Origin of the sequence: Pedococcus sp. (genome assembly GCF_036000045.1) — a bacterium.
In the GTDB taxonomy this organism is placed as follows: domain Bacteria; phylum Actinomycetota; class Actinomycetes; order Actinomycetales; family Dermatophilaceae; genus Pedococcus.
In genome coordinates this window covers 1-16,173 of record NZ_DASYGF010000067.1, presented here as the reverse complement: position 1 = coordinate 16,173, position 16,173 = coordinate 1, and the positions used below count along the sequence as shown (strand labels likewise).

Sequence of the window (16,173 nt, the reverse complement as noted above, 5' to 3'; positions counted from 1 at the left end):
CGTCAGTCGAGCAGGTCGGAGAAGAGGATGGTGGACAGGTAGCGCTCGCCGAAGCTGGGGATGACGACGACGATCGTCTTGCCGGCGTTCTCGGGGCGCCGGGCCACCTCGTTGGCCGCCGCGAGCGCCGCGCCGGAGGAGATGCCGACCAGCAGGCCCTCCTCCTTGGCTGCCCGACGGGCCCACTCGACCGAGGTCTCGGCGTTGATGTCGATGACCTCGTCGTAGATGTCACGGTCGAGGATGTCGGGGATGAAGTTCGCGCCGAGGCCCTGGATCTTGTGGGGTCCGGGCTGGCCGCCATTGAGGATCGGCGACTCGGCGGGCTCCACGGCGATCATCTGCACCCCGGGCTTGCGCGCCTTGAGCACCTGACCCACACCCGTGATGGTGCCGCCCGTGCCGATGCCGGCCACGACGATGTCGACCTGGCCGTCGGTGTCCTTCCAGATCTCCTCGGCCGTGGTCTTGCGGTGGATCTCGGGGTTCGCCTCGTTCGCGAACTGTCGCGCCAGCACACCCCCGCGCTCTGCTGCGATCTCCTCCGACTTGGCGACCGCGCCCTTCATGCCCAGGGCGCCCTCGGTGAGGATGAGCTCGGCGCCGTAGGCGCGCAGGAGGGCGCGGCGCTCCTTGGACATCGTCTCGGGCATGGTGAGGACGACGTTGTAGCCGCGGGCAGCGCCGACCATCGCCAGCGCGATACCGGTGTTGCCGGAGGTCGCCTCCACGATCGTGCCGCCGGGCTTGAGCCGCCCCGAGGCCTCGGCCGCGTCGATGATCGAGACGCCGATGCGGTCCTTCACCGACGACGCTGGGTTGTAGAACTCGAGCTTGGCCACCACCGTCGCATCGCTGTCGATGAGGCGGTTGATCCGCACCAGGGGCGTGTTGCCGATGAGCTTGGTGACGTCGTCATAGATGGGCATGCGCGCTTCCTTGGATCGGTATGCCGCGGGGCCTGCTCCGCCGCGGGCTGCAGTCGCAGACGTCAGCGAACCTGACGTTATAAATATTCCAACAGACCGTTATGCGGATTGGCAACGCATGTCCGCAGAATGCGCAGTGCGGCACGGGTCACAGACTGGTGAGCAAGCGCTTACCCGCCACTAGAGTGACGCGCATGTCTGCGCTCCAGGTCGTCGCGCTCGTGGTCTGTGGGGTGGTCACCGTCGTGGCCATCGCCCTGTTCGCCCGCGTCGTCAACCATTTCCTCAGTGTCTTCCGGCTCGGCCAGCCCGACACCACCCGCACCGGCGACAAGGGCACCCGCACCGTGACCTTGCTGCGCGAGTTCCTGGGCCACACCCGGATGTCGAGGCTGCCCGTCGTGGCGGCGGCGCACTGGTTCACGATGATCAGCTTCGGGGTGCTGTTCTTCACCCTCGTCAACGCCTTCGGCCAGCTCGTCTCGCCGTCGTGGACGCTGCCGCTGATCGGTCACTTCCCGCCGTACGAGTGGGTGACCGAGTTCTTCGCGTGGACCGGTCTGGTCGGCATCGTGCTGCTGATGGCCATCCGCCAGAAGAACCACCCGCGCAGCGCCGCCGGTGAGGAAGGGCGCCGCAGCCGCTTCTTCGGCTCGACGTTCTGGCAGGCCTACTACGTCGAGCTGACCATCCTCGGCGTGACGATCTGCATCCTCACGCTGCGCGCGCTCGAGTACGACCTGGAGAAGATGTCCGGCGGCGGTCACGCCACCGCGCTGCACTTCCCGCTCACCGGCTGGCTCGGTGGGCTGTTCGGTGGCGCAGGGTCCGGGGCCCTCGAGAACGCCATCGTGGCCGTGGCCGCGGTCAAGATCCTTATCTCGTTCGCGTGGATGATCACCATCTCCCTGCAGCCGACGATGGGCGTCGCCTGGCACCGGTTCCTGGCGTTCTTCAACATCTTCCTCAAGCGGCACGCCGACGGCCGAACCTCGCTCGGCGCCCTCCAGCCGATGCTCGTGGGCGGGGAACCGCTGGACTTCGAGAACATCGAGGAGCTCGACGAGGACGCCGCGCTCGGGGTCGGCAAGGTCGAGGACTTCACCTGGAAGGGCCTGCTGGACTTCACCACCTGCACGGAGTGCGGCCGCTGCCAGTCCCAGTGCCCGGCCTGGAACACCGACAAGCCGCTGTCGCCCAAGCTGCTGGTGATGACCCTTCGGGACCACGCGCACGCCAAGGCCCCCTGGCTGCTGGCCGCCGAGGACGCCCGCGGTGAGCTGCCCGAGGCTGTCAGCGCCCTGGGCGAGCTGCCCCTCATCGGGAGCACGGGCTACGACGCCGACCACCCCCTGTCGGCCTACAACCCGCACGGTCCCGACGCGGTCATCGACCAGGATGTCCTGTGGTCGTGCACCACGTGCGGCGCCTGCGTCGAGCAGTGCCCTGTCGACATCGAGCACGTCGACGCGATCGTCGACATGCGCCGCTACCAGAACCTCATCGAGTCGGCGTTCCCCAACGAGCTCGGTGGCCTGTTCAAGAACCTCGAGAACAAGGGCAACCCCTGGGGAATGGCCGCCCGCGCGCGCCTCGACTGGGCCAAGGACCTCCCGTTCGACGTCAAGATCCTCGGGCAGGACGTCGAGTCCGCCGAGGACGTCGACTACCTGTTCTGGGTGGGTTGCGCCGGTGCCTACGAGGACCGCGCGAAGAAGACCACCCGCGCGGTGGCCGAGCTGCTCGACCAGGCCGGCGTGACCTTCGCGATCCTCGGCGACGGCGAGACCTGCACCGGCGACTCGGCCCGTCGCGCCGGCAACGAGTTCCTCTTCCAGATGCTCGCCCAGCAGAACGTCGAGACCCTCAACGAGGCGGGCGCGACCAAGATCGTCGTCACCTGCGCACACTGCTTCAACACCATCAAGAACGAGTACCCCCAGCTCGGCGGCAAGTACGAGGTGGTCCACCACACCCAGCTGCTCAACCGCCTCGTGCGCGAGAAGAAGCTGGTCCCGGTGGCCCGCCCCGCCGACGCCCCCGGCAAGTCCACCGCCAAGAACGTCGCCTCCACGGCCGAGACGGTCACCTACCACGACCCTTGCTACCTCGGCCGTCATAACGACGTCTACGCCCCGCCCCGTGAGCTCATCGGTGCCCTGCCCGGTGTCGAGCTCAAAGAGATGGAGCGCACCAAGGAGAAGTCCTTCTGCTGCGGCGCCGGGGGCGCCCGCATGTGGATGGAGGAGAAGCTCGGCACCCGGATCAACACCAACCGCACCGAGGAGGCCCTCGGCACGGGCGCAGAGCGGATCGCCATCGGCTGCCCGTTCTGCCGGGTCATGATCTCCGACGGCCTGACCGCCAAGCAGTCCGAGGGCGTCGGCGAGGACGTCGAGGTCGTCGACGTCGCCCAGATGCTCCTCGCGGCGGTCAAGCGCGGCGACGGCGGTCACCCGGTCGAGCCCGAGGCGGCCGACCCCACTCCCGACCCGGAGCCCGCTCCGGTCGGCTGACGGCTACCGGAGCTGGGCGGCGCCCACTCGGCTGGCCGGCATACCGACGGGCATCTCTGCCTCGGTCGGGGCCGCGCCGCCCAGGTGAGCGGGCCACCACCACGCCGTCGCCGGATACCGAGGCGGTTGTGGGTATGCCGCGGCGAGCTCAGCCACCATCGCGGCGATCCGCTCGCGAAGGCGGGTGGTGAGCTCCTCGGCCGTCTCCGCGTTGCCCGGTACCAGCGGCTCTCCCACCCAGACCCGCACGGCGGCGCCTCGCCGCAGGCTGAAGCGTCCGCCGATGGTCGCCACCCGATGCCCTCCCCAGTGCGCCACAGGGACCAGGGGCGCGCCGGTGGCCATCGCCAGGTAGGCCGCGCCGCGCCGCCAGCAGCCCCGCTCGCGAACGGTGAACGAGCGCCCGATGGTGGCCTCGGGGAAGATGCCGACAACCTCACCCTCCTGCAGGCAGCGCAGGGCTCCTCGCGCCGACGCCGCGCCGTGGTCACGGTCGACGGAGACATGACCCATGGACCGCATCGCCCGCGCCACCACGGGCACCTGGAACACCGCCTGCTTGGCGAGGAACCGCACATACCGACCGCGCGCCGTCCCGACCAGACCGACCAGCATGAAGTCGAGGTAGCCGTGGTGGTTCGCGACGAGCACGACCGGCCCGTGTTCGGGCAGGAGGTCGGCGCCGCGCACCTCGATCCGCAGCCCAAGGGCGCGCATCACGGCCCGGCAGCCACGGATCACCAGACGATAGGTCAGGTCGCTCACTCTGGTTGTTCGGAGCGACCTCGCCGACCGGTTGGGCAGATGGGCCGGAGCTCAGCCCACCTCGGCCATGAGAGCCGCGAGCTTGGCCCGCGAGCTGATGTCGAGCTTGCGGAAGACATGGCTCAGGTGAGCCTCCACCGTGCGCGAGGACAGGAACAGCAGCTCGGCGATCTCCCGGTTCGTCAGGCCCCGGGCCACGAGCTTGGCCACCCGAAGCTCGGCCCTGGTCAGGTCGCCCAAGGGGTTGGCGACGACATCGGTCGGGTCCGGGCCGCCGCACAGGGCGGCCACGGCAGCCACGCCGGTGAGCGAGAGCTGGCCGCCCACCACCCAGCCCGCAGGGAAGTCGTCCCCGGGGTCCTTCACGGGCTCGACGCCGGGTCGGTCATGGGCGACGGCATGGCGTCGCGAGCGCAGGGCCGCTGCGGCTGCAGCTGGATGACGGTACCCCGCCGAACCGGAGCTGCGCAGGATCGCGGCCAGCCCGTCGAGGGCGTCAGCCGCGCGCAGGGGCATGGGCACGTCCGCCGCGCGGCGGAGTGCCGAGAGGTATGCCGCCATGGCCTGCTCAGGCTCACCTGAGGTCAACAGCGCGTCACCCCCGAGCAGCAGAGCCTCCAGTGCGTCGCGTCCCAGGGCACTGCTGTCGGCCAGGACCACGAGGTCGGCGGCGCGCCCGGCGGCGCACTGGACCTCCCCGGCTGCCAGTAGCTCACGCGCCTCCTGGAGCTGGACGACGAGCCGCACCGCCCAGGGGAGGGCGTCGGTCTCGGCCTCGGCATGCTTCATACCGCCGTCCGTGCCACTGGCCCCGGTGACCATCCGATGCACCACCTCGGCGAGGAGAGCGATGCGGTCCTCGTGGAGCAGGTCGGCCTGGTCGCGGGCGTAGGCCGCGAGCGAGGCAGCCTCGACCATCCGGCCCTGCTCCCAGGCCACCTTGGCCTGCAGCGTGCGGGCCGACAGCGCGATCCACATCTCCTCAGGCGGAGGAGCCTCGAGGATGCTCGGGGCGAGCCTCTCCGCCTGGACGAGGTCACCTCGAGAGACGTAGACGTCCATGAGGGTTCGGCGCACCTGCCGGACGAGGTAGGCGTCGCCGTCACCCAGGGTCAGCGCCCGCTGGGCGGCCGACCGGGCGGCTCCGAGGTGACCGGCGTCGAGGTGCATCTCGGCGCGGATGGCCAGGGTCCGGGCGAGCTCGAGCTCTCGCGGCCCACTGGCCAGCGCCGCGGCGTGCTGCTCGGCGCGCTCCAGCAGTCGCAGACCCTCATAGGTCCCCCGCACCTCGGAGGCACAGATGCCTGCCCGGCGAGCCAGCTGTGACCCGACTCCTGGCGGCCCGTCGCCACTGTCGAGGACCGCCTCCAGCAGGTCGACCGCCTCGCGCGCTCGCATGGCCGTGTAGAGCGAGGAGAAGGCCCGGTTCGCCAGGGCGTAGCCGACCGCGCGGGAGTCGCGCCGCTCGCAGGCATGAGCGATGGCGGCCTGTAAGAGCTCGAGCTCGCACAGCCACGGCTCGTCCGATGCCCCGGCGTTGACGTCGGGTGGGAGGACGCGGTCCGCCCAGCGCAGCAGGCCGGCGTGAGCAGCCTCGTCGTCACCACATTCGGCGGCGAGCAGCTGCCCGCACTCCCGCAGCGGAGCAAGGATGTCGAACCGCCCGTCCGAAAGCACCTCGACCAGACTGCGTCGCGCCAGCGCCGCAGCGAGCTGGACCGCCTCGGGCCGGGACACCTCCCACAGGTCCAGCAGCACGTCGAGGCTCACGGGCCGCCCGATGACCGCGAGCCGCCGGAAACAGCGCTGCTGGTCGGGGTCGAGCAGGTCGTAGGAGCCGCGTGCGACGTCGGCCAGGGAGCCGGTCGCCACGACGTCACGCACCCCGATCAGCGCGATCTGGACGGCCAGCTGCTCGACGACCAGGGGCAGACCACCGCTGGCGGCCAGCAGGCGGCGCAGGGTGGTCTCGTGCTCGGACAGGTTCACGCTGCGACCGCCCGCCGCACTCACCCTCGCGAGCAGCAGCTCGATCAGCGGACCCTCGAGGGGCTCGTCGTCGCGGGGGACGGGCAGGGGCGACAGTCGCAGGACCGTCTCCTGCGGCATCGCCGCCACCGTGGTCGCGGTGCACAGCAGCCGGAAGGTGGAGGCCTCCTCCACCAGCTCGTTGACCAGCGCTCCCAGTCCGTCGATCCGGTCGACGCCGTCGAAGACCAGCAGAAGGTCACTGCCGTCGAGGGTGCGGCTCAGCGCCTGGGTCGGACTGTCCCCCGGCACCAGCCTGACCTGCAGCGCGTCGAGGCAGGCGCTGACCAGCCGGTCGACGGTGACGTGCGTCGAGCCCGGGACCCACACGTGCCGATCGGCCCCCGCCGCCAGATGGCGTGCCACCAGCGTCTTGCCACAGCCGGGGGGTCCGGTCAGGGTCACCCACCGGTTCCCCCCGAGCAGCTGACGCAGCCGCGCGAGGGTCTCCTCGCGGCCGACGCACGGGGTGAGCATCTGCTCAGGCTATCGAGGGGGACCCAGTACCTCAGGGTTTTCACGGATGCGAGCACGGCCGCCGTCCGTCATGGTGGAGGCCATCACCACGTGACACAGCGTGTTGGGTGACGTGGAGGGGCGCCACCCAGGGCGATGGTCCGGTCGGCGGCACCGGTCGCCATGACAAGGGCCGGGTCCAGTCCTTGGGGGAGACTGCACCCGGCCCTCGTCGTGCTGGTCAGCTGGTCAGCTGCTCAGCCGAGGTTGTTCTTGGTGAGGAACTCCTTGGCCACCGCGGAGGGGTCCTTCTTGTCCGTGACGACCTCGGTCAGGAGGGCTGCGAGGGTGGTCGTGTCGAGCTTGGCCGACACGGCGTTGAGAGCGCTGTCGATAGTCGGGGTGCTCTTGGACTTGGTGATGAGCGGCACGACGTTCTGCGCGGCATACATGTGCTTGGGGTCGTCCAGGGCGACCAGGTTGTTTGCGGCGATGTTCGGGTCGGTCGTGAACAGGTCACCGGCGTCGATCTGGCCGCTCTTGAGCGCGTTGAGCGTCAGCGGGCCACCGGCGTCGAGCGGGCGGAACTCCTTGAACGTCAGCCCGTAGATCGCCTTGAAGCCCGGGAGGCCGGTCGGGCGCGTCTTCCACTCGGGCGGCCCACCCACGGTCAGCTGCTGGGACTTGCCCGCGAGGTCGGCGATGGACTTGACGCCCAGCTGGTCGGCCCGCGCCTTCTTCATGACCAGGGCGTCCTTGTCCTCGGCCGCCGACTTGTCCAGCACCATGAGGGTCGCGGGGAGCGCTGCCTTCAGCTCGGTGTAGACCCCGTCCGCGTCCTTCGCGGAGGCGTTCTTGTTGAAGTACTGCGTCAGCACGCCGGTGTACTCGGGGATCAGGTCGATGGAGCCGTCCTGGAGCGCGGGGATGTAGGCCTCGCGGGCACCGATGTTGAGCTTCTTGCTCACCTTGATCCCCTTGGCCTCGAGCGCGCCGGCGTAGATCTCGGCCAGGAGAGCGCTCTCGGGGAAGTCGGCCGATCCGACAGTGATCCCGCCGGAGCCGGCGCCACCGCCGGAGCTGCTGCTGCCGGTGGACAGGGGGTTGCCCCCCGAGCTGCCACAGGCTGCCATCGACAACAAGGCCGCCGACACGGAGACGGCGAGCGCGATCTTGGGCATCTTCACGTGCTTCTCCAATACTGGTCCGTCGGCTCAGGTCAGCCGCGGGTGGTCTCTAACGTACGGGTCTTGGTGTCAATCTCTACATCGTTGTGGGTATTCCCTCGACGCGGGACCCGACCGGTCAGACCGGGCGACACGGCATACCTCTGCACGAGGGCGAGGACGAGGTCGACGGCGAGCGCCAGCACGGCCACTAGCACCGCACCGCTGGCCATCTGGGGGAAGTCACGCACCTTCTGGCCGTCGATGAGCAGGCGCCCGAGGCCGCCGAGGCCGGCCACCGCGGCGATCGTCGTCGTGGCCACGACCTGCAGGGCGGCCGAGCGGACCCCCGAGAAGACGAGCGGCAGCGCGCAGGGGACCTCGACCTTGCGCAGGACCTCGAGGCCGGTCATGCCCATGCCCTTGGCGGCGTCACGGGCGCCGGGGTCGACCTCGTCGACGCCGGCATAGGCGCCGCTCATCATCGGGGGGATGGCCAGCACGATGAGCACGATGAGGCTCGGGACGAGGAAGGCCGTGTCGCCCGAGAGCTTGGGGAAGAGCCAGAGCACCATGACGTAGAGGAGGCCCAGGCTGGGGATGGCCCGGGCGGCGCCCGCGAGGTTCACGACGAAGAAGCGCCCGCGGCCGGTGTGGCCGATCGCCAGGCCGATCGGGATGGCGATGACCGCGGCGATGACCAGGGCGATGGCGGAGTACCAGAGGTGCTCCCACAGGCGGTTCGGTATGCCGTCGCCCCCGGTCCAGTGGGCCGGGTCGCTCAGCCAGGCGAGGATGGTGGCGATCATGCCCGGGCCCCCGTCACTCGAAGCCACGGCGTGAGCAGGCGTGTGAGCAGGATGATCACGACGTCGAAAAGGAGGGCCAGGATGACGCAGGCGAGGATGCCGACGACGATCGGGTCGTAGAAGCTGCGGTCGAAGCCGTCGGTGAAGAACAGGCCCAGCTGGGGGATGCCGATGATGGCAGCCACGCTGACGATGCTGACGTTGCTGACGGCCGCCACCCGCATACCGGCGGAGATGACCGGCACGGCCAGGGGCAGCTCGACGGCGAAGAACCGCTTGACGCGCCCGAATCCCATCGCGCTGGCCGACTGCTGGACGTGCTCGGGGACGGCCCCGAGGCCGTCGGCGACCGTGCGCACCAGCAGGGCCACGGTGTAGAGGGTCATGGCGACCAGCACGTTGACCGGGTCGAGGATCTGCCGGTGGATGACCGAGGGCAGTAGGACGAACAGCGCGAGGCTCGGGATCGTGTAGAGCAGGCCGAACCCGGCGGTCAGGGGCGCGTAGAGCGGGCGGTAGCGACGGGCGAGCCACCCGAGCGGCAGCGCGATGATCAGCCCGAGGACCAGCGGCAGACCCGCGAGGTAGACGTGCTGCTCGGTGCGAGACATCACGTCGTCGAGGTGGTCGAGGAACCAGGTCATGGGGCTGACGCCGCCCCGGGGGTCGCCGGGTCCTCGAGCTCTGGTCGCTGAGCCTGCTCGATGGCGGTGAGCACCTCGTGGGCTCGCACGGTGCCGACGAGGGCGCCCGAGTCATCGACGATGACACCTCGGCGGCTCGGGCTGGACAGGGCGGCGTCGAGCGCGGAACGCAGGGGACCGTTGGCGAGGGCCACCGTGCCGCCGCGGTGCAGCATCTCGGAGGCCACGGGTCCGCTCAACCGGTGCGGCTCGACCCAGCCGAGGGGATGGTTGTCGCCGTCGACGACCAGGACCCAAGGATCGAGGGCGCCGGCTCGACCGTCGACGCTCTCGCCGAGCGACAGGGTGCGCTCGGACGCGAGGGGCAGGCGTGGGGTGGGCTGGAACGACAACGCGCGGTAGCCGCGGTCGCGCCCGACGAAGTCGGCCACGAAGTCGTCGACGGGGTGGGCCAGCAGGTATGCCGGGTCGGCCAGCTGGGCGAGGTGGCCGCCCACGCGCAGGACGGCGACCTTGTCGCCGAGCTTGATGGCCTCGTCGATGTCGTGGGTGACGAACACGATGGTCTTGCCGAGGTCCTCCTGGAGCCGTAGGAACTCATCCTGGAGCTGCTCGCGGACCACCGGGTCGACAGCGCTGAACGGCTCGTCCATCAGCATCACCGGCGGGTCGGCCGCCAGTGCACGTGCCACGCCCACGCGCTGCTGCTGGCCGCCGGACAGCTGAGCGGGGTAGCGCTTGGCGAAGGCCGGGTTGAGGCCGACGCGTTCGAGGAGCTCCATCGAGCGGGACTGCGTCTTCTGCTTGTCCCAGCCGAGCAGCCGAGGCACTGTGCCGACGTTGTCGAGGACCGTGCGGTGGGGGAACAGGCCCGCGTGCTGGATGACGTAGCCGATGCCCCGGCGCAGCTCGGTCTCCTTCATCCGGGCGGTGTCGCGACCGTCGAGCATGATCGCTCCGGAGGTCGGCTTGATCATGCGGTTGATCATCCGCAGGCTCGTGGTCTTGCCGCAGCCGGACGGCCCGACGAGCACGGTGATCTTGCCGCTGGGTGCCTCGAAGCTCAGGTTGTCGACGGCGACAGTGCCATCGGGATATCGCTTGGTCACTCCGTCGAAAGCGATCATGCGCCACAACCTAACCCAGACACATGACGTGCGTCTGCGCCCGAAAGTCACGGAACAGCCCCGATACTGGGCCGCGTGCGTCCTCCCCTGATCCTCGACGGAGCCCATCTCGACCTCGACGGCCTCGACCGGGCTGCCCGCGGCGACAGCGTCGAGGTCGATCCCGACGCCCTCGCCACGGCTGCCCAGTCGCATCGCAACGCCGCCGCAGTGAGCGCCATCCGGCCTGTCTACGGCCGGACCACTGGCGTCGGGGCTGCCCGCGACGAGACGACGACCTCGACCGTCGACCACGGGCTGCGCCTGCTGCGCTCGCACGCCGCGGGGTGGGGGGAGGCCATCCCCGAACGGGTCGTGCGTGCGGCGCTCGCGGTGCGGGCGAACCAGCTGCTGGCCGGCGGGTCGGGTGCGAGCCCAGAGGTGGCCCTGACACTGGCCGAGCTGGCCTGCGCACCAGCGGACGAGCTGCCCGTGGTCCATCGGTACGGGTCCTTGGGCACGGGCGACCTCACGGCCTTGGCCGAGGTCGGGCTGACGCTGATCGGCGAGCGACCGCGTGCTGGCGGGCGGCAGCACGCGTCGCTGTCGCTGACCTCTGCCGACGCGCTGCCGCTGATGTCGTCCAACGCCTTCGCCATCGCCGAGACGGGTCTGCACGCTGCCTCGCTCCATGCCCTGGCCCGCGCGGCAGACACCGTCTGCGCGTTGAGTTTTGTTGCACTGCAGGGAAATCCGGAGGCGCTCACCGGTCGAGCCGCCGCTGCCACGCCGTTCCGAGGGGCCCAGGAGGTCGCCCGGGTCCTGCGTGAGCTGCTGGCCGACCAGGACGGCGAGCCGGCCCACATCCAGGACTTCTTCGGTCTCCGCACCTGGCCTCAGGTGCACGGGCCGGTCCTCGACACCGTGACCGAGCTCAAGGCGGTGGTCGAGGCCACGGCGAACACCGCCTCGGAGAACCCGCTGTTCGGCAGCGGCGAGTCCGGACCGGTCGCGACGCATCATGGCGGGTTCCACGCGGCATACCTCGTGTTGGCGGTGGACACGGCGCTGCTCGCACTCACGCGGTCAGCGCAGGCCGTGCAGTCGCGCATCAGCCACACCCTCACTGACGCCGACAGCGGGCTACCACGGTTCCTGTCCGACTCGACACCAGGGTCGTCCGGGGTGCTGATCGCGGAATACGTTGCAGCATCAGCCCTTTCGACGATCCGCAGCGCTGCCTCGGCGCCATCCAGTGTGCAGACTGCTGGGGTGTCGGCGGGTATCGAGGACGACGCGAGCTTCGCCGGACAGGCTGCGCTGCGGCTCGGTGAGGCGACGGTCGCCTACCGGCGGATGCTGGCGGTCGAGCTGGTGTGCACGGTGCGGGCGCTGCGGATGCGCGGGGTGACTCCTGTGGGTGAGCTGGGTGATGCGCTCGCGCGGTGCGCGACGCTTCCGGCAGGTGTCGAGGACCGCGACCTGTCACCGGAGCTCGCGGCGGCCGAGCGCATCGTCGAGGGGTATGCCGTGTCGACGCCCGAGGAGCGTTAGAGGCGCTAGCCGGTCTCGCCGAGCAGGTGGGTGACGAGGTAACGCGCCGACTCCTCGTGCCAGCGCTCCGCCTGCCGCAGCATCGCGTGCCCGTCACCCTGGACGGCGACGTAGGTGACGTCGGCCCCCTCGCGAGTCAGGGTGTCGGCCATCGCCCGCGACTGTCGAGGCGAGGTCATTCGGTCGCGCGTGCCGTGCATGACCAGCACGTGCAGACCCGGGTGCCACCTAGGAGTGTCCTGTCCCTCGACCCAGGGTGCCAGGGCGGCGATGGCCCGGATGCGCTCGTCGTCGCCGAGGTGCAGGGCGACGCGGCCGCCCATGGAGTGGCCGAGCAGGCCGATCGGCACGCCGGGGTACCTCGCGCCTATCTGCTCCAGCGCGAGCCGCGCATCGGCCACCGGACTGGCGGCTGAGGCGTTCCAGCCGCGCACGGCATACCTCAAGGACGCCACGGCCACGTCACCGTCGCCCGCGCGAGCCACCGAGCGGGCGAACGGCGCCATGCGCCACACGGCCGACTGCCATGGGCGGACCGCCTGCTGGCTGCGGGCCTTGCCGCCGTGCAGGACGAGCGCGACAGCACGCGGATGCTCCAGCTCGGCGGGCCAGAGCAGGCGGGCGGCTCCCACAGCACTCCTGGGGTTTGGGGTTGGGGTCGGGGTCGGACGGTTCGTCGTGGCTCGTTCGGCGCCAGGTGGCTTCCGGATTGGTTCGCGGCCGGACGGCTGCCGGCTCAGAGAGGGGTCGTGTGGAAGTTCTTGAACGAACGGCTCGCGGTCGGGCCGCGCTGCCCCTGGTAGTGGGAGCCGTACTTGCTGCTGCCGTAAGGGTTCTCGACAGGGGACGAGAGACGGAAGAAGCAGAGCTGGCCGATCTTCATCCCCGGCCAGAGCTTGATCGGCAGGGTGGCGACGTTGCTCAGCTCGAGGGTGACGTGACCGGTGAACCCGGGGTCCACGAACCCGGCCGTCGCATGGGTGAGCAGGCCGAGACGGCCCAGGCTGGACTTGCCCTCGACTCGCGCGGCGACGTCATCGGGCAGGGTGACCGTCTCGTAGATGGAGCCGAGCACGAACTCACCCGGGTGCAGCACGAACGGCTCACCCTGCTCGACCTCGACGAGCCTCGTGAGGTCGGGCTGGTCCTCGGCAGGGTCGATGTAGGGGTACTTGTGGTTGTCGAAGAGCCGGAAGTAGCGGTCGAGGCGCACGTCGACGCTCGACGGCTGGACCATGTCGGGGTCCCAGGGGTCGAGGATGACCCGTCCGGCGTCGATCTCGGCCTTGATGTCACGGTCGCTCAGCAGCACGGGGAGAGACTAACGCGAGGGGTATGCCGGGGGCGGTGAGTCTCGCCTGCGCGTTCGGTTAGACTGCCTGCCGCACCGCCTGCGGGCGGTGCCTGCCGGTGTAGCTCAATGGTAGAGCGCCAGCTTCCCAAGCTGGACACGCGAGTTCGATTCTCGTCACCGGCTCCGCCCGCGACCGAGTGGTGTTCGCGAAATTCACCCGCAATGTGGCGCGAGGTTCGCCACCTGCGCGTGGAAGCACCAGGGGCACGCCCGCTCGGTGGGGCCGATTCTCCCCGACCACGGCTGGACTGCTCCCGGGGACGTCCAGCCACTCAATGGGATGCGTCCTACCGCCCAGATGGACGCACGATCTGACCCTCCCGACATATGTGGCGCTCGACGCATTCCCGTGGTCAAATCTTGGGAAATCGCTGTGGCAATGGTGCCGCGGCGGGCCAGATCGGGGGAAAGATGAAGAGTTCGACCGGCAAGTCATTCATGTTCCGGGCTGCAGGGGCCGCCTTGGCCGTGGCCTTCCTACCAGCGGTGTCGGCTGCGGCCTCGCCCGCTCCTGGCGAGCCGCAGGTCATCAGCGACGACTCGCTCTCGGCCCGAACGACGGTGGTCGACGGCGGCGCGAAGGTGCTCCCGACCACGCGGACGGTCGCGCACTGGTACGGCCAAACGATCGACCCGAACAATGGCGTCAACTACCACTACAACATGGTCGGTGCAGACCCGAACACCTGCTCAGGGGCCGGCTGCGACACGACCGTCCAGGTCGACATCACCCCCATCGTCGTCAACATCGCCGGCCGCACCTTCGACGGCAACGACGTGGTCCAGCCGACTCTTGCTTCGCCGTTGTTCCAGAACAACGACTACGGCTCGACTCCGGCCGCGACCGCAGCAGGCAACTTCCCGGGCCTGCCGCAGCAGATCCGGGGTCCAGGCGGAGCCCTGTCACAGCAGGACGCCGGCGTGCCCCTGCAGCTCCAGGATGCCACGATGCGGGCGCAGTTCAACCGTACCGGTGCCAGCCCGTACCACCTGCGCCTGCACGCGAACGTCCTGCCCGCTGTGACCATCACCGTCCCCCAGCAGCAAGGCACGCTGTTGCGAAGCGGCCGCGGCGTGGTCTTCCCGGCAATCGACTACGGCTGGTGGTCAGGGCAGATCAACCACCTCGAGAACAGCGCTGACCCGACCCACCTGCCGCTCTACCTGACCAATGACGTCCTGCTCTACACCGGCAACGATCTCAGTACCACCGGCGTCATCGGGTACCACGGCACCGGGGCCGCCGGCCTGAAGAAGGGCTATGGCAAGACACAGGGCAACGGCGTGGTGCAGACCTTCGCGTGGGCCTCGTACCTCCAGCCTGGCGTCTATGCCCGGCCCGATGGCGGAACCGTCTGGGCGCTCCAGGACATCCACGCGATCACTCACGAGATCGCCGAGTGGGCTGACGACCCGTTCGTCAACAACTACGTGGAGCCCTGGCTCACCCCCACGGCCCCGCAGTACGGCTGCACGAGCGTGCTCGAGACGGGTGACCCAGTGGTCGGCATCGGCTTTGCCAAGGGAACCAACCCGTACTTCCAGGGACCAAACCCCAACGGCACACAGAGCGCCGACGGCTTCTACCACCCCGAGGACGAGGCGCTCCTGCCCTGGTTCATGCGGTCTCCGTCCAACGCGACGGGCTCCGAGGCGAACCAGAGCGGCACCGGTGGCCGCTACACCCTCATGGGCGACCTCAACCCCTTCCCAGGATTCCGCCAGCCGGCGACCGGCTGCTGAGTTCCAGCGATTCCGGTCAGACCAAACAGGCAGGCCGAGGGGTGTGCGCCACAAGATTTCGCCTTGTGGCGCGCACCTCTGCGGCGGTCATCGGCAGCCAGGGCACCGACGTCCACTGACAGTGGGCGCCGCGTGGACAGACCGAGGTGGCCAGATCCGGAAGCGTCTATCCGCCGGCTGCCGGTACCCCCCTAGCGATCGACTGTCAACGCCCACCACCTCCAGAGCGCCTTGCGAACCGACCCGGCCCACGCCCCGATCGCGGACGCTGGGGTGCAAGTACACCCCCTCAGGGATGGGCTTGGCCGGAGTTAGCATCATGGGTGGAGTCGCGTCGGGGTGCTTCGCGACCACGATGGGCGGTCGCGCCGTGGGAAGTCACGACCGCGACGTCAGCGGGCTAGACCCATTGCGCGTCGCAGTGGAGGCATCGCCAAAGCGCGTCGCGTCGCTGGTTTGCCCGGTTCGTACTGCGCCTGGTGAAGCGCACGCCGGCCGGGGCGGTGACACCCGATACCGCAGTCCGCTCGCATGCGGCAGAGCGTCTTGTAGCCGGACGCGCCCGCAGCCGAGGGCCGATTGTCGATTCTTCGATGCAGGCGGCGACCACACTCAAGGCCGGGCTCAGGACTCGCTGACGCCTGTCGCTCTTGTCAGATGCTGAAGACGTTCCAACAGATGTTGATGCGCCTCGCCTGATCTTCGAGCACAGGCATTTCACCGGTTGTGGCAGCTGATTCCGCTGCCAGTCCCGCTCACGACGGGTGAGCTGAAGGTTCCCGCTGCTCGCTTCCTGCACCGCGCGAATCGCGTACGCTGCGGCGCCGAGATCATGTTCGGCGACATGACCGACGCACGCTGCCTGACCGGCGGTGTAACCAGCGAACCAGGCGCCCCCTGCAATGGGCGCAGGCCGCATGGCAACGCCCCGCACCATGCGCCCCATGACAACTCATTTGTCAGGGGGACGCGTGCCCTCTTTGCCAAACCCTGAACAACTTTGGGGCGTTCGCGACTTTTGTGGCCATAACCGGCTCCGAGATGGCTCGTTGGCCCAGTGGGTGGCCACGCCGGTCCCCCTCCCCCGAACGAAGGGCCCCTCG

The 16,173-nt window shown here is 69.6% G+C and carries 13 protein-coding genes and 1 tRNA gene; 4 read left to right on the top strand and 10 right to left on the bottom strand.

Translation table 11 applies throughout. The features are described 5' to 3' along the window. Positions 1–2 precede the first annotated feature (2 nt). Positions 3–929: a cysteine synthase A gene (gene cysK / locus VGN50_RS10185; RefSeq protein WP_327444647.1), complete on the bottom strand. Its 927-nt coding sequence runs from the start codon at positions 927–929 to the stop codon at positions 3–5. Positions 930–1,123: 194 nt separating this feature from the next. Between cysK and VGN50_RS10180 the strand changes: the two genes are divergently transcribed. Further along, positions 1,124–3,445 carry a (Fe-S)-binding protein gene (locus VGN50_RS10180; RefSeq protein WP_327444646.1) on the top strand — a complete coding sequence of 774 codons (2,322 nt, stop codon included), beginning with the start codon at positions 1,124–1,126 and terminating at the stop codon, positions 3,443–3,445. Positions 3,446–3,448: 3 nt separating this feature from the next. Here the strand turns inward: VGN50_RS10180 and VGN50_RS10175 are convergent, their stop codons facing one another. From VGN50_RS10175 to VGN50_RS10150, 6 genes are all read right to left on the bottom strand, one after another. Beyond that, positions 3,449–4,210, bottom strand: a complete 762-nt coding sequence (locus VGN50_RS10175; protein WP_327444645.1) for a lysophospholipid acyltransferase family protein — start codon at positions 4,208–4,210, stop codon at positions 3,449–3,451. A 51-nt stretch (positions 4,211–4,261) separates the two neighbouring features. Then, positions 4,262–6,715: a LuxR C-terminal-related transcriptional regulator gene (locus VGN50_RS10170; protein WP_327444644.1), complete on the bottom strand. Its 2,454-nt coding sequence runs from the start codon at positions 6,713–6,715 to the stop codon at positions 4,262–4,264. 236 nt (positions 6,716–6,951) lie between these two features. Beyond that, complete coding sequence (locus tag VGN50_RS10165) at positions 6,952–7,875, bottom strand: ABC transporter substrate-binding protein (RefSeq protein WP_327444671.1); 924 nt, start codon at positions 7,873–7,875, stop codon at positions 6,952–6,954. 38 nt (positions 7,876–7,913) lie between these two features. Beyond that, positions 7,914–8,669 (bottom strand): ABC transporter permease, encoded by a 756-nt coding sequence (locus tag VGN50_RS10160; RefSeq protein WP_327444643.1) that lies wholly within the window; start codon positions 8,667–8,669, stop codon positions 7,914–7,916. Then, the gene (locus tag VGN50_RS10155) at positions 8,666–9,313 is read right to left on the bottom strand and encodes an ABC transporter permease (protein WP_327444642.1); all 648 of its coding nucleotides are present in this window, start codon (positions 9,311–9,313) and stop codon (positions 8,666–8,668) included. The genes VGN50_RS10160 and VGN50_RS10155 overlap by 4 nt, the downstream gene beginning before the upstream one ends. Continuing rightward, positions 9,310–10,440, bottom strand: coding sequence for an ABC transporter ATP-binding protein (locus VGN50_RS10150; protein ID WP_327444641.1), 1,131 nt, complete (start codon positions 10,438–10,440; stop codon positions 9,310–9,312). The genes VGN50_RS10155 and VGN50_RS10150 overlap by 4 nt, the downstream gene beginning before the upstream one ends. A gap of 75 nt (positions 10,441–10,515) precedes the next feature. On the opposite strand from VGN50_RS10150, the gene VGN50_RS10145 reads away from it, so the two are divergent. After that, entirely contained in the window at positions 10,516–11,973 is a 1,458-nt protein-coding gene (locus VGN50_RS10145) for an aromatic amino acid ammonia-lyase (protein ID WP_327444640.1), read from the top strand. A 5-nt stretch (positions 11,974–11,978) separates the two neighbouring features. Here the strand turns inward: VGN50_RS10145 and VGN50_RS10140 are convergent, their stop codons facing one another. Both VGN50_RS10140 and dcd read right to left on the bottom strand, forming a co-directional pair. Further along, entirely contained in the window at positions 11,979–12,605 is a 627-nt protein-coding gene (locus VGN50_RS10140) for an alpha/beta hydrolase family protein (protein WP_327444639.1), read from the bottom strand. Between the two features lie 104 nt (positions 12,606–12,709). Then, on the bottom strand, positions 12,710–13,285 hold the full coding sequence (dcd, locus tag VGN50_RS10135) for a dCTP deaminase (RefSeq protein ID WP_327444638.1): 576 nt from the start codon (positions 13,283–13,285) through the stop codon (positions 12,710–12,712). 94 nt (positions 13,286–13,379) lie between these two features. On the opposite strand from dcd, the gene VGN50_RS10130 reads away from it, so the two are divergent. After that, a tRNA-Gly gene (locus VGN50_RS10130) sits at positions 13,380–13,450 on the top strand. Between the two features lie 288 nt (positions 13,451–13,738). Then, positions 13,739–15,070: a hypothetical protein gene (locus VGN50_RS10125; protein WP_327444637.1), complete on the top strand. Its 1,332-nt coding sequence runs from the start codon at positions 13,739–13,741 to the stop codon at positions 15,068–15,070. 400 nt (positions 15,071–15,470) lie between these two features. Here the strand turns inward: VGN50_RS10125 and VGN50_RS10120 are convergent, their stop codons facing one another. Beyond that, positions 15,471–15,989 carry a putative immunity protein gene (locus VGN50_RS10120; RefSeq protein WP_327444670.1) on the bottom strand — a complete coding sequence of 173 codons (519 nt, stop codon included), beginning with the start codon at positions 15,987–15,989 and terminating at the stop codon, positions 15,471–15,473. Positions 15,990–16,173: the final 184 nt, after the last annotated feature.